Annotated in this window: 15 protein-coding genes and 1 riboswitch; of the genes, 13 read left to right on the forward strand and 2 right to left on the reverse strand. The window is 39.7% G+C overall.

Features of this window, described 5'->3' with window-relative positions; genetic code table 11:
- Positions 1-36: 36 nt before the first annotated feature.
- Positions 37-522, reverse strand: coding sequence for a QueT transporter family protein (locus tag J2Y03_RS09800; RefSeq protein WP_310193396.1), 486 nt, complete (start codon positions 520-522; stop codon positions 37-39).
- Between the two features lie 7 nt (positions 523-529).
- Positions 530-574, reverse strand: a riboswitch (PreQ1 riboswitch).
- Between the two features lie 299 nt (positions 575-873).
- On the opposite strand from J2Y03_RS09800, the gene J2Y03_RS09805 reads away from it, so the two are divergent.
- The 7 genes from J2Y03_RS09805 (at position 874) to J2Y03_RS09835 (ending at position 6,082) form a co-directional block, all read left to right on the forward strand.
- A complete protein-coding gene (locus J2Y03_RS09805) occupies positions 874-1,734 on the forward strand; it encodes an energy-coupling factor transporter ATPase (RefSeq protein ID WP_310193399.1) in 861 nt (286 codons plus the stop codon).
- A complete protein-coding gene (locus J2Y03_RS09810) occupies positions 1,734-2,618 on the forward strand; it encodes an energy-coupling factor transporter ATPase (RefSeq protein ID WP_132095835.1) in 885 nt (294 codons plus the stop codon). The genes J2Y03_RS09805 and J2Y03_RS09810 overlap by 1 nt, the downstream gene beginning before the upstream one ends.
- Positions 2,611-3,453 carry an energy-coupling factor transporter transmembrane component T family protein gene (locus J2Y03_RS09815; RefSeq protein WP_132095837.1) on the forward strand — a complete coding sequence of 281 codons (843 nt, stop codon included), beginning with the start codon at positions 2,611-2,613 and terminating at the stop codon, positions 3,451-3,453. Before J2Y03_RS09810 ends, J2Y03_RS09815 begins: the two co-directional genes overlap by 8 nt.
- A 24-nt stretch (positions 3,454-3,477) precedes the next feature.
- Positions 3,478-4,029: an ECF transporter S component gene (locus tag J2Y03_RS09820; protein WP_310193404.1), complete on the forward strand. Its 552-nt coding sequence runs from the start codon at positions 3,478-3,480 to the stop codon at positions 4,027-4,029.
- Between the two features lie 85 nt (positions 4,030-4,114).
- A complete protein-coding gene (locus tag J2Y03_RS09825) occupies positions 4,115-4,507 on the forward strand; it encodes a VOC family protein (protein WP_132095841.1) in 393 nt (130 codons plus the stop codon).
- Positions 4,508-4,596: 89 nt separating this feature from the next.
- A complete protein-coding gene (locus J2Y03_RS09830; RefSeq protein ID WP_132095843.1) occupies positions 4,597-4,989 on the forward strand; it encodes a globin domain-containing protein in 393 nt (130 codons plus the stop codon).
- 265 nt (positions 4,990-5,254) lie between these two features.
- Positions 5,255-6,082, forward strand: coding sequence for a glycerophosphodiester phosphodiesterase (locus tag J2Y03_RS09835; RefSeq protein WP_310193409.1), 828 nt, complete (start codon positions 5,255-5,257; stop codon positions 6,080-6,082).
- Between the two features lie 45 nt (positions 6,083-6,127).
- Here J2Y03_RS09835 and J2Y03_RS09840 read toward each other — a convergent pair whose 3' ends face one another.
- Positions 6,128-6,904, reverse strand: a complete 777-nt coding sequence (locus J2Y03_RS09840) for an AraC family transcriptional regulator (protein ID WP_132095847.1) — start codon at positions 6,902-6,904, stop codon at positions 6,128-6,130.
- 452 nt (positions 6,905-7,356) lie between these two features.
- Here J2Y03_RS09840 and J2Y03_RS09845 point away from each other — a divergent pair, with 452 nt between their 5' ends.
- From J2Y03_RS09845 to J2Y03_RS09870, 6 genes are all read left to right on the forward strand, one after another.
- Positions 7,357-8,115, forward strand: coding sequence for a sugar phosphate isomerase/epimerase family protein (locus tag J2Y03_RS09845; protein WP_310193415.1), 759 nt, complete (start codon positions 7,357-7,359; stop codon positions 8,113-8,115).
- A gap of 111 nt (positions 8,116-8,226) precedes the next feature.
- Positions 8,227-8,949: a ThuA domain-containing protein gene (locus J2Y03_RS09850; protein ID WP_310193417.1), complete on the forward strand. Its 723-nt coding sequence runs from the start codon at positions 8,227-8,229 to the stop codon at positions 8,947-8,949.
- 2 nt (positions 8,950-8,951) lie between these two features.
- Positions 8,952-9,986: a Gfo/Idh/MocA family protein gene (locus J2Y03_RS09855; protein WP_310193420.1), complete on the forward strand. Its 1,035-nt coding sequence runs from the start codon at positions 8,952-8,954 to the stop codon at positions 9,984-9,986.
- On the forward strand, positions 9,983-11,002 hold the full coding sequence (locus tag J2Y03_RS09860) for a Gfo/Idh/MocA family protein (RefSeq protein WP_310193423.1): 1,020 nt from the start codon (positions 9,983-9,985) through the stop codon (positions 11,000-11,002). The genes J2Y03_RS09855 and J2Y03_RS09860 overlap by 4 nt, the downstream gene beginning before the upstream one ends.
- On the forward strand, positions 10,999-11,967 hold the full coding sequence (locus tag J2Y03_RS09865) for a sugar phosphate isomerase/epimerase family protein (protein ID WP_310193426.1): 969 nt from the start codon (positions 10,999-11,001) through the stop codon (positions 11,965-11,967). Before J2Y03_RS09860 ends, J2Y03_RS09865 begins: the two co-directional genes overlap by 4 nt.
- A 22-nt stretch (positions 11,968-11,989) precedes the next feature.
- A complete protein-coding gene (locus J2Y03_RS09870) occupies positions 11,990-13,660 on the forward strand; it encodes a glycoside hydrolase family 13 protein (RefSeq protein ID WP_310193429.1) in 1,671 nt (556 codons plus the stop codon).
- Positions 13,661-13,718 lie beyond the last annotated feature (58 nt).

Here is a 13,718-nt window from a genome sequence, read left to right on the forward strand (position 1 = left end):
ATGCTGCCTCATTCCCTAAAGCAGCATCTCTTTTATTTATACTCTTTTTTCGAAATTTACGCGTTTGTTAATGAAATATATAATCGGCATACCTACTGCCATCACTACAAATTCACCTGCTGCTACAGTTAGCCAAGTAAATAAGAATGGCAGCTCAAATGCTAAGTTTAATTCGAAGGCGATAATAAACATAGTAACAGTGAAAACTACCGTATTGACAATCATTCGTTTCCATATCCCTTTAATATAACGTGCGGATAGGATCGTAATGGTCAAAGCAATCACGGATTGTCCTACTCCGAAAATAAGGTCATAAGCAACCATTGGTGAAAAGAAAAGATTGCTGAAAAATACACCCAAAATGATTCCGAAAATGTACTTTTTATTGAAAACGACTAGATGGTTAAACATTTCGGATACACGAAATTGTACATTTGTGAAGCCAAAGGGTGCGATTAAACCGGAAACAGCAATATATAACGCTGCTAATATCGCGTTTACGACAAGTGTTTTTATTTTCATTAAAGTTCTCTCCTTAGTTTTTTTACGTGGGAGGTTCTCGAACCACGTTTTATTGACAATTTATTATTTTAGTATATATGAATCTACTAGTCAACAAAAAGTATTAACTAGTATCTTCGTTTAATAAATTATGTCAATAAAGTATATTTTATGTAAGGGTATTGGATAATTTTTCCCTTTTTGCACATTCTAAAAGTAAAAATGAAATCTGGCCTAGATTTATTCATGAAAAATTTATGCTCCAGGATACCCCCTTTTAAGACTTCGTGCTATTATATTTCTTATGAATCCATTACTATGGTTGAATAATATTCTGAATATTAATAAAATAGAAGTGAGAGGGGGAGCTAGATGGAACCCATTATTGCTTTAGAAGATGTATCATTTACATATAAAATCAATGAAGACTCTTCCGTTCCTGTTCTTAAGAATGTCTCTTTTTCCATTTATCCAGGTGAATATGTTGCGATTATCGGCCACAATGGTTCTGGTAAATCAACATTATCCAAGCATTTTAATGGGCTCTTAACACCTAGTTCAGGGGATGTTTGGGTGCAAGGTCATAATACGAAGGACGAAAGCAAGAAACTCGACATTCGTAAAACGGTTGGTATGGTCTTTCAGCATCCTGATAATCAAATTGTTGCGACCATTGTGGAGGAGGACGTAGCTTTTGGGTTAGAGAATATCGGTGTACCGAGAGCAGAGATGAAACACAGAATTGATGAAGCTTTAGAGGTAGTGAAAATGTCGGAGTTCAGGAAAAGGCCGCCACACCACTTATCTGGAGGACAAAAACAACGAGTGGCAATAGCTGGAGTACTGGCAATGCAGCCAGACTGTATCGTGTTCGATGAGTCTACAAGCATGTTAGATACCTTTGGCAGAAATGAAGTCCTCCAGGCTATAAGGAAAATGAATAAGATGGGGATGACGATTATAACAGTTACCCATCGTATGTCTGAGGCAGCAGAAGCAGGCCGCATTATTGTGGTCGAAGACGGGAAAATTGTTATGGACGGAAATCCTCGTGAAATTTTTAAACATAAACAGGTATTAATGGATCTTCAATTAGATGTCCCAGCCGTTAGCCAGATGGCTGATATCGTCCATAGTCAAATTCCGATGTTTTCAAAAGAGTTAATCCAGGAGGATGAACTAATTAATGAAGTAAATAGAGTATCAAAAGCAAGGAGCGGGGAGATGGTCTGATGCCTGGGCAGCCAGTTATAGAAATAGAAAATTTATATCATACATACATGAAGGGAACCCCAATGGAGCATACAGCCCTGAAGGGGACTAGCATGGTTGTCAACGAGGGAGAATGTATTGCCATTATTGGCCACACCGGTTCAGGAAAATCTACTTTAATCCAGCATTTTAATGGTCTAATCCGCCCGATTTCTGGGAAAGTCATCATTGATGGAGTAGATTTATCTAAAAAACGAATTGACATAAAAGCGTTACGGAGAAAAGTTGGGCTTGTTTTTCAAAATCCAGAGGACCAAATTTTTGAAAAATTAATTGGCGATGATATTGCCTACGGACCTTTTAAACTTGGTTTGCCTTTGAAAGAAGTAAGGGAACGGGTTAAATGGGCGATGGATATGGTCGGCTTAAATTTTGAGGAAATGAAGGACAGGCAAACATTTGCCTTAAGTGGTGGTCAGAAGCGTAAAGTTGCACTAGCTGGAATCCTAGCGTTACAGCCAAAGATTTTAGTTCTTGATGAACCGACAGCAGGTCTTGACCCAAGGTCTCGGAATGAGGTGCTTGATAAGATTAAATTCTTAAATAAAATGGAAAACCTAACAGTCATTTTTGTTTCACATAATATGGAAGAAGTCGCTTATTTAGCAGACAGAGTTTATGTCATGGCCAATGGTTCTGATGTGTTATCAGGTACTCCAGAAGAGATTTTTACTGACAAGGAAAAATTACAGCGCTACCAAATTGGAACACCTGAAACGGTACAGGCTCTTTACCGGCTAAAAGACCTTGGATACAATGTGGATACTGCTGCTTTTACAATATCGGAAGCTGCTAACGAAATCATAAAGGTTCTTGCCAATGGGGAGGGGGAGAATCATGGCTAGTGAATTTGAGCTATCGCGTAACATAACGATTGGACAATACGTACCAACCGCTTCCTTTATTCATCGGCTAGACCCAAGAATAAAGCTGTTAGTGTTCACTATTCTTGTTTTAGCCATAGCTCTCAATACTAGTTATTTGGGGAATTTTCTCGGTCTGCTATTGTCTATTTATTTATTTTGGGCATCCAAAATACCAATCAGTTATGGCTTATCTGGCATCAAGCCAGCTATTCCCTTTATCATAATATTGGGTTTGCTTCAGCTTATTTTCCAAGGTAGTGTTTTTTCAGGCGGGACTGTATTCTTTCAGTTTGGGTTCATCTTGATTACGAGTGAAAGTATTCGATTAGTGATTGTTTCGGCCATACGTTTTGTAGAAATCATTTTATTAAGCAGCGTTCTGACGCTATCGACTTCAACAACTGAGTTAACCCATGCCATTCAAAGTCTCTTAAGCCCTTTGAAAAAAGTAAAATTTCCTGTCCATGAGATTTCATTGATTATTACCATTGCCATACGGTTTGTACCAACCTTTGCAATTGAAATGGAAAAAATGATGAAGGCGCAAGCTTCAAGAGGGGCAGATTTCGGATCTGGGGAATGGTGGAGAATTATTCAGAGGACGAAAGATATGTTTCCGATTATTATCCCCTTATTTACAATTGCGTTATCTAGGGCAGAGGATCTCATCTTAGCCATGGAATCCCGCTGCTATACACCAGGAAATGAGAGAAGTGCCTATTCCGTTTATAAGGCACTAGGACGAGATTACATCGTTTTAATTATTGGACTGATATTATCATCATTATTACTTTTTTATCCATTTCCATTTTAGATAAATTTAAAGGGGAGAAATTGAATGAAGGGTTCATTAACGGTTAGAAATATTGTTATAGCTGGTGTACTTGGTGCGATTGCCATTCTTTTGGGTGTAACCCGAATCGGATATATTCCTGTACCTACAGCAGCTGGAAATGCGACCATCATGCATATTCCAGCAATTATTGGTGGGATAATGCAGGGACCGGTTGTTGGAGCTATCGTCGGCCTTATCTTTGGTGTTTCGTCTTTCTTAAATGCAACGGTGCCCCTGTTTAAAGATCCATTAGTTGCTATTCTGCCACGGCTTTTTATTGGGGTTATTGCATGGTTGGTGTATGTTGGGATTCACAAAAAAAGTGAATATCTTGCTATTGGTGCTGCGGCATTTTTAGGGACCTTGACCAATACGGCACTTGTTTTAACGATGGCTGTAGTCAGAGGCTATATGGCGGCTGGAGTAGCATGGACTGTTGCCATAACGAGCGGAATTCCTGAAGCTATTGTTGGGACGATTGTGACTTTAGCTGTCGTCTTAGCTTGGAAACAAATTGGAAAAGGGAAAAAATCTAAGATTTCAGAGGATTTATAATCATTGGTAACCTTAAAAAAAAACCCATTGGCGGCTTGGTCCACAATGGGTTTGTTATTAATACGATAATAAATGGGGATTATATATGCTGCACCATGTTGAAATATATGTTTCGAATCTTACTAAAAGCATTGAATTTTGGGAATGGTTATTAACGGAATTGGGATATGAGGAGTATCAAAAGTGGGATAGTGGAATTAGTTGGAAACATCAAGAAACGTATCTTGTTTTTGTTCAAGCCGAGGAACGGTTCTTAGATATCCCCTACCATCGAAGTAGAGTGGGATTAAACCATCTTGCCTTTCATGCAAAGTCCAAGGAACAAGTAGATGAATTTACCAAAAGATTGAAGGGAAAAGGGGTCAAAATCCTTTACTCAGATAAACATCCGTACGCTGGAGGTACAGACTATTACGCTGTTTTTTTTGAAGACCCAGATCGAATCAAAGTAGAATTAGTTGCGCCAAGTTCGCCTTAATTTGTTTGGGCTTTAAAAGTGTGATTTATATCACGAAACTCTGCCTGTTTTTTCTTTATAATCAAAAGAAAGTAAAAGGGGTGTGTGACTTGGAATATAAATTTAAGACACTTTATAGTGAAATTGGCGGTCAGGAAACGATTGATAAGCTTGTCGCTGCTTTTTATCCTCGGGTATATGCAGATCCTGAATTAAGACCGTTGTTTGAAGGGGACATGGAGGAAATAATGAGGAAACAAAGAATGTTTCTTCCACAATTCTTAGGAGGTCCGGCTCTTTACAGTCAAGAATTCGGTCCACCGGCAATGAGAGATCGACATCTTCCGTTTGAAGTGACGCCAAGAAGAGCACAGAGCTGGCTTCGCTGTATGAAGGAAGCCTTTCAAGAAATTGGTCTTTATGATAAACCAGCAGGACTTGCTTTTTATGATCGGTTAACACAGGTTGCTGGTATTATGGTTAATAGTCCGGATTTAGATTAGAGTATCAAAAGGTGTCCTCAAACGTGGTCACCCTTTTTTGATGCTTGTTACCCATTTTGCATCGGCACGCGATAGGGATACTTTATCACTGCTTATTTTTTTAGCAAAGGGAAAAAGAGCGAATTATTTGTAAATTAATGCACGAATATTTAACTAGATTTTTTTACATTACATTAATCAAGTCTAAACGTAGATTACATATTAGCTAAACAATTCTCCCATACAATTACATTTGTAGACACATAGAAAAGGGAGATGGAGAAAAATGAAAAAAGCATTTGTGATTGGAGCAGGCCTGGCTTTTAGTTTATTATTTAGTCCTTTTCAACAAGCTTTTGCAGCAGAAACAACTGGGGAGTTACGAAAAGTGGATAATGTTGCTCACCGCGGAGCAACTGGTTATGCACCGGAAAATACGATTGCCGCTTTTGATAAAGGTGTCGAAATGAAAGCTGATTATATTGAAATTGATGTCCAAAGAAGCAAGGATGGGGAATTGGTCATCATTCATGATAATACGGTTGACAGAACAACAGATGGTACGGGATATGTGAAAGACTTAACCTTTGAACAGATTAGAAGTCTTGATGCAGGCAGCTGGAAGGGCGAAGAATTTACAGGTGAGAAAATTCCTACATTCGATGAAGTTCTTGACCGCTATCATGGTAAAACTGGTATTTTAATAGAACTAAAATCACCTGAGCTTTATCCAGGAATTGAAGGACAGGTTGCACAGAAATTAAAAGAACGAAACCTTGATAAACCACAAAATGAAAAGATCATTATTCAATCGTTTAATTTTGAATCTATGAAAATAACAAACAGCTTGCTTCCAAAGGTGCGGATTGGTGTCCTTACATCCAATAGGGCTCACACAACGGAACAAGCTTTGAAAGAATTTGCAACTTATGCTGATTACTTTAACCCAAGCTATGGAATCGTATCAAAAGAATTGGTTGATCAAGTACACTCGCTTGGAATGAAAATCCAATCCTGGACAGTTCGAAGCCATGAAGCAGCTCAATTTCTATTAGATATGAACGTGGACGGAATTATTACCGATTATCCTGATTATGTAGATCCAAGAAAATAGGACAAACTATCACCAAAAGAGGGAAAGCTTTCATCCCTCTTTTTTCTAGTATTCCAGACGTCTGTATACCCCTGGAGAAACGCCATACTTCTTATGAAATACTCTATGAAAATAAGGATAACTTCCGAAGCCACAATCCTCGGCAATTTGCTCGAGTGTCAAGGATGTGTATTTCATTCGCTCAATTGCAGCGGACAAACGGATTTCAAGGGCATATTCAATCATCGTTTTTCCAACGCTGCTTTTGAAAAGATGAACGGACCGGGAGATGCTAAGACCAGCATGCCTTGCCACATCCTCGACTTTAAATGCGGTTGTGGCATGTTCTTCTATGTACCGCATCATCCTTGTCACAGTATAGGGGACGTTGAAAGAAGGCACCGTTTCATTAATGGCCCGTTCTAAAGTTAAGCAGAGAGCTCGCAGCAAATAGCCTGTGAGCTCTTCGTTTTGGCTGGAGGCTGGACGGCGTTTTTCAATCATAATATGTCGCCATAGAACCAGCAGCTTATTATCCAAATCGATTCTGGAGACATCTGGCCTCTCGGAACGGTTCCACCATTCGTCCACCCATGCACCTTCGCATACTAAATGATAGTCGCCGCTGTTTTGGCCCGCATTTACCAGTAGTTCATAGTGATCCCCTGGTTTTATGAGCAGGAGGTCTCCCTTCTCGAGTTCCATTTTTCTACCCTTCACTATTACTTCACAAAGGCCTTCTGTTTGCAGGCGGAATAGATAAGAGGGGTATCCGGATTTATGCTGCGAATGATATCCATTTGTGTGATACGAATAGCCGCAAAAAAATATGTTCGTTGTCATAAACATTTCTCCCTTTTTATAAGGCTCTGTTAATTATTATTGTTGTCCGACCTGTTTTCTGTCACGTAAAACTCTTCTATGTAACATCTAACTTCCTTATGCCATTGATTACGGTCATCATTTACGCCTCTTGGTTACCACATTTTCATTTCCAACAAGACTACGGTCACCAATAGCCCTCGTTGATGACCACTTTCTCAATTTCAACAAGATTACGGTCACCAATAGCCTTCATTGGTTACCACATTCTTAATCCCAACAAGAATAAGGTCACCAATAGCCCTCTTTTGTGAACAATTCTTATTAGCAATATATCAACAAAGTAATTTAACAAAGCCTTTAATAAAATAGCAAAATAGTAGATGTTTTGATTATATCATCTATGTTTAAATGCAGATTCAGGCATTATGATGTAATCAAATAAGGTATGTTCTGAGAAATGGGGGAGAAGGTTGACAAACATTCCAATAGCAGTACAAATGTACACTTTGCGGGAAGAAAGTGAAAAGGATTTTGCTGGCACATTAAAACGAGTAGCGGAGCTTGGCTACGATGGTGTTGAATTTGCGGGGTATGGCGGATTGACTGTGAATGAGGTAAAAGTGTTATTGGATGAATTTGGGCTAAGGGCAACAGCCAGCCACGTGCCTCTGGAAGAATTGGAAAACAATCTATATCAAGTCATTGAAGAACAGAAAATATTAGAAAGCCGTTATGTGGTTTGTCCGTATTTACAGCCAGAACGCCGCAGCATAGAGGATTACAAAGCCCTTATTTCATTTTTAGATAGAGCTGGTGAATTATGTCGTCGGGAAGGCATCACCCTTTGCTATCATAATCATGATTTTGAACTAGAGCGCTTGTCCAATGGGAGATCAATCCTTGAAGCCATTTTTGATAAAACGAGCGCGAACAATGTTAAGGCAGAGCTGGATGTGTATTGGTTGGCAAAAGCGGGTGAAAACCCGGTTGAGTGGATGAATCGTTATAAAAATCGAACACCTCTCATTCATTTGAAGGACATGACGACAGATGATGAACAATTTTTTGCTGAGCTTGGAACAGGCTGCGTTGATATTGAAGCAGTACTGAAAATAGGAGAAGAATCAGGGGTCCATTGGTGGATAGTTGAGCAGGATTTTAGCCGCCGTACACCATTCGAGAGCATTGAAATCAGTTTAAATTACTTAAAATCAGTAAAGGGTAATTAAGTTATTAAGTTCAATATTTTACACCTTATTTGTCAATGTAAGCCGTTTCATTATTTTTTCCATTCTCTAAAATAAATGGTAAGTAAAAGATATAAAAGGAGTAGATTGATTATGTTGAAAGTAACTGTATGGAATGAAAACCGTCACGAACAAAAAGATTCGGTTGTAAGGGATATTTATCCTAACGGCATCCACGGTGCAATCGCTGAATTTCTTAAATCTGAGGGATACGAAGTAGGAACAGCTACTCTAGATGAACCAGAGCATGGCTTAACGGACAAAGTTCTGGAAAATACAGATGTATTAGTTTGGTGGGGTCATTTAGCACATGGTGAAGTAAAGGATGAAATTGTTCAAAAGGTTCAGCAGCGTGTCCTCGACGGCATGGGCTTAATAGTTTTACATTCCGGGCATTTCTCAAAAATCTTTAAAACATTAATGGGAACAAGCTGTAATTTAAAATGGCGGGTAGCAGACGAAAAAGAACGGCTTTGGGTCGTGAGCCCAAGCCATCCAATTACAGAAGGAATCTCTGAATATATTGAATTAGAAAAAGAAGAAATGTATGGGGAGCATTTTGATATCCCACAGCCAGATGAACTGATCTTTACAAGCTGGTTTGAAGGAGGAGAAGTGTTTCGCAGTGGATGTACATACCAACGCGGGAACGGGAAAGTATTCTATTTCCGTCCAGGTCATGAAACATATCCTACTTACCACAATAAAGACATTCAACGTGTCATTATTAACGCTGTGAAATGGGCAGCGCCGGTAAAACGTGAACGACCAGTTTATGGAAATGCTAAACCACTTGAAGTAATTGGAGGGAAGTAAACATGGGAAAATTACGAGTAGCTGTGATTGGCTGTGGCAGTATTGCCCAGCACCGCCATTTACCTGAATATAAATCGAATAAAAATGTTGAGCTTATTGCTGTTTGTGATATCAATGAGGAACGCGCTTTAGTCGTAGCGGAAAAATATGCTGTAAAAGCCTGTACAAACTATGAAGAGTTATTAAGCAACGGATCAGTGGATGCAGTAAGTGTTTGTACTCCCAACTATCTTCATGCCCCCATTTCAATCGCTGCATTAAAATCTGGAATTCACGTACTATGTGAAAAACCAATGGCAACATCTAAGGATGAAGCAGAAGCGATGATTGCAGCAGCAAAGGAAAGCGGAAAAAAGTTAATGATTGCTCATAATCAGAGGTTTGTACCCTCTCATCAAAAGGCACGCAAGTTAATCGAGGACGGAGAAATCGGTAAAATCTATAGTTTCCGCACAGCATTTGGTCATGGAGGTCCTGAGGGCTGGAGTGTCGAAGGTAAAGAAGGCTGGTTCTTTCAAAAAGAAAAAGCATTTGTAGGTGCCATGGGTGACCTTGGTGTTCATAAGACCGATTTACTCCGCTATGTCCTAGGTGAAGAAATTACAGAAGTAGGATCTTTTGTTGAAACAAGTGCAAAAGATTTCGCTGATGTTGATGATAATGCAGTATGTGTCCTAAAAACCGAAAGTGGTATCATAGGAACCCTTGCAGCAAGCTGGGCTTACGTCAGCAAGGAAGATAACTCCACGATTATTTATGGAGAGAAGGCCATTCTTCGTTTAGAAGATGACCCAACTAATTCTTTAGTGGTTCAATATGCGAACGGAGAAATAGTGAATTATCAGCTTGGCAAAATCCAGTCCAATGGTGCTGGTGGTCAGAAAAATTCTCATGTGATTGATAAATTTGTGGATTCAGTTGTTCATGATCAAGAAGTGCTTGTAACCGGTGAGGAAGGTATGAAATCATTGGAGGTTATTTTGGCAGCACTCGAGTCCAATGAAACAAAACAAATAGTAAGAGTGAGAGAAGGATGAAAAAACTTCGCATTGGAATTATTGGGGTCGGCGGTATTGCTCAAAGCCGTCATATTCCTGCGTTTCTTCAGTTAAATGATATTTGTGAAATTACTGCACTAAGTGATGTTAACCTTGAACGAGCACAGGAAACCGGTGATAAATATAACATCGCTCATGTTTTTGCGAATTATCATGATCTTTTTTCACAGGTTGATGCTGTATGTATTTGCACACCAAATAAATTCCACGCAGAAATCACGATTGCTGCCTTTGAAGCGGGTGTACATGTATTATGTGAGAAGCCGATGGCGTTACGGGCGGAGGAATGCGAGGCGATGATCACGGCTTCTAAAAAAGCGGATAAGGTTCTCGCTATTGCGTATCATTACCGTTTTATGAAGGAGTCCCAGGCAGCCAAAAAGGTCATGCAAGAAGTAGGGACACCGCTTGTGGTAAGAGTTCAGGCGTTAAGACGGCGCAAAGTACCTGGATGGGGAGTTTTTACTAATAAAGACTTGCAGGGTGGCGGCAGTTTGATTGATTATGGATGTCATCTGCTTGATTTAGCTCTTTGGCTGATGGGAAATCCAAAACATCTCACGGTGACAGGCACCGCCTATAACACGTTAAGTAAGACAGCTAATCAAGTCAATCAATGGGGTTCGTTTATTCATGAAACCTTTAATGTCGATGATCATGTGACCGCCTATATTCAATTTGAAAGTGGTGCTTCTATGTTGTTTGAAACATCATGGGCAGCCAATATAAAGGATGACGCCGAGCACCTCAGCATTTCAGGTGTAGACGGAGGGTTAAGTGTCTTCCCATTTGAACTATACACCTCGAAAAACGGAATGCTGGTAAACAGTGAAGCTGCTTGGCTTCCAGGTGAGGAAGAACCAGGTCACTCTCAGGCGAAGAATTTTATTCATACTTGTTTAGGAATGGAAGAGTTGGTAGTGAAGCGAGAAGAGGCGCTTCAGGTTTCACAGATCATTGATCGAATATATGAGAGTGGGGGAAATCATTTATGAAACTAGGGGTATTTACCGTCCTTTTTGCAGAAAAGTCCTTTGAAGAAATGCTCGATGCTGTAAATGAAGCTGGCCTTCATGCAATTGAAATTGGAACCGGCTGTTACCCAGGGAACAGTCATTGTGACTTAGATGGTTTATTAGAAAGTGAGGAAGCACGCAAGCACTACATCCAAAAAGTCGAGGAACGGAATCTAATTATCAGTGCGTTCAGCTGTCATGGCAATCCCATTTCTCCTGAAGAGGCATTTGCGAAAAATTCTCATGAAACTCTATTAAAAACGATTAAACTTGCTTCACTTTTGGGAGTACCCGTTGTTAACTGTTTTTCTGGTACCGCAGGAGACCATGAGGGAGCAAAATATCCAAATTGGCCTGTTACTCCATGGCCGAATGAATATGGGGATGTGCTAAAGTGGCAATGGGAAGAAAAATTAATCCCATACTGGAAAGAGGTCGGCCAATATGCGAAGGAGCACAATGTAAAAATTGGACTGGAGCTTCATGGCGGCTTTTTAGTACACACACCTTACACACTTTTAAAACTTCGTGAGCAAACATGTGACGCAATTGGTGCCAATTTAGACCCAAGCCATTTATGGTGGCAGGGAATTGATCCCGTGGCAGCAATCAAAATTCTAGCAAAAGAAAATGCGATTCACCATTTTCATGCGAAAGACACATACATTGATCAGGAAAATGTGAATATGTATGGATTAACGGATATGCAGCCTTATGGAGAATTAAGAACGCGCGCTTGGACCTTCCGATCAGTTGGCTGTGGACATAGTTTAAAAGAATGGTCAGATATGATGAGTGCGCTGCGGACCTACGGATATGATTATGTTGTTAGTATTGAGCATGAGGATGCAATCATGTCGATTGAAGAAGGCTTCAAACGTGCTGTAACCAATTTGAAATCAGTTTTAATTGAAGAGCCAGTTTCGCAAATGTGGTGGGCGTAGACATCAAGGAAGGGTTGCGGATATGAATAAAAAATGGTGGAAAGAAAGTGTTGCCTATCAGGTGTATCCCCGAAGTTTCATGGATAGCAATGGCGACGGGATTGGCGATTTAAAAGGAGTTACTTCCAAATTGGACTACCTGAAAGAATTAGGAATCGATGTGATTTGGCTGTCTCCGATGTACAAATCACCAAATGATGATAATGGTTACGATATTTCTGATTATCAAGATATTATGGATGAATTCGGGACGATGGCCGATTTTGATGAACTGCTTGAAGGAGTTCACAGCCGGGGAATGAAATTGATTCTTGATTTGGTCATCAACCACACGAGTGATGAGCATCCTTGGTTTATTGAGTCCCAATCTTCAAAAAACAATCCTCAACGAGATTGGTACATTTGGAGTGAGGGCAAGGATGGGAAGGAACCGAATAACTGGGAATCCATTTTCAGCGGTTCTGCGTGGAAATATGATGAAAGTACTGAGGAATATTTCATGCATATTTTTTCAAAAAGGCAGCCCGATTTAAATTGGGAAAACCCCGAGGTTCGAAATGCTTTATACGATATGGTGAACTGGTGGCTGGATAAAGGAATCGACGGCTTCCGTGTTGACGCGATTTCCCATATTAGAAAAGAACCAGGTTTCCCAGATATGCCGAATCCAGCAAATTTAGATTATGTGCCATGTTTTCCTTACATGATGAATGTGGACGGAATTGATGAATGGTTAGCGGAGTTTTCTCAGAAAACGATTAAAAACTATGACATTATGACTGTAGGGGAAGCAAATGGTGTCGGGCTTGATGACGCGGATAAATGGGTTGGCGAAGAAAACGGTTATTTTAACATGATTTTTCAATTTGAATTTTTAGGACTTTGGGAAAAAAATGCAAAGGGAGAAGTTGATATTCGTGCGTTAAAAAAGAATTTAACCAAATGGCAAAAAGGATTGGAAGGCAAGGGCTGGAATGCTTTGTTTATCGAAAACCATGACCAGCCTCGCCGGGTTTCAAGCTGGGGGAATGACAAGAAATATTGGAAAGAAAGTGCGAAAATGCTTGGCGCGATGTATTTCCTTATGAAAGGCACCCCATTTATCTATCAGGGCCAGGAGATAGGGATGACCAACGTTCAATTTCCTTCAATTGAAGATTACAACGATGTTGGGATGGTTAACTTCTATAAGGTCGAAACAGCAAAAGGCCGCCCCCATGATGAAATTATGAATATTATCTGGAAGCAATGCCGTGACAACGCACGAACCCCGATGCAATGGAATGCCGGCAACATGGGCGGATTTACTACGGCTGAACATACATGGCTGGGTGTAAATCCAAATTATCGTGAGATTAATGTCGAAGATCAATTGGATGACCCGGAATCAATTCGTTCTTTCTACAAAGAATTGATTCAATTACGTAAAGAACATCCATTGTTTGTATATGGAACATATGAATTGTTATTATCGAACCATCTTAAATTATTTGTCTATACCCGTAGATTGGGAAGTAAAAAAGCAATCATCATCAATAATTTTAGCTGTGAATCAACGAGGGTACATGTTCCAAACAGTGTGTCTTATTCTAAGTCGAAACTAGTCCTTCATAATTATCAAACAGCAGATAAAAAGCTCCGGAAAGAATTCACACTTAAGCCTTATGAAACAAGAGTTTATTTACTGAAGTGAAACAAAATCTTCATCAAGCAGGTTAGATTAAAACAATATAAAAAACGTAAGGAGGAGA

Source organism: Neobacillus niacini (assembly GCF_031457145.1).
GTDB classification, from domain to species: Bacteria; Bacillota; Bacilli; order Bacillales; family Cytobacillaceae; genus Neobacillus; species Neobacillus niacini_J.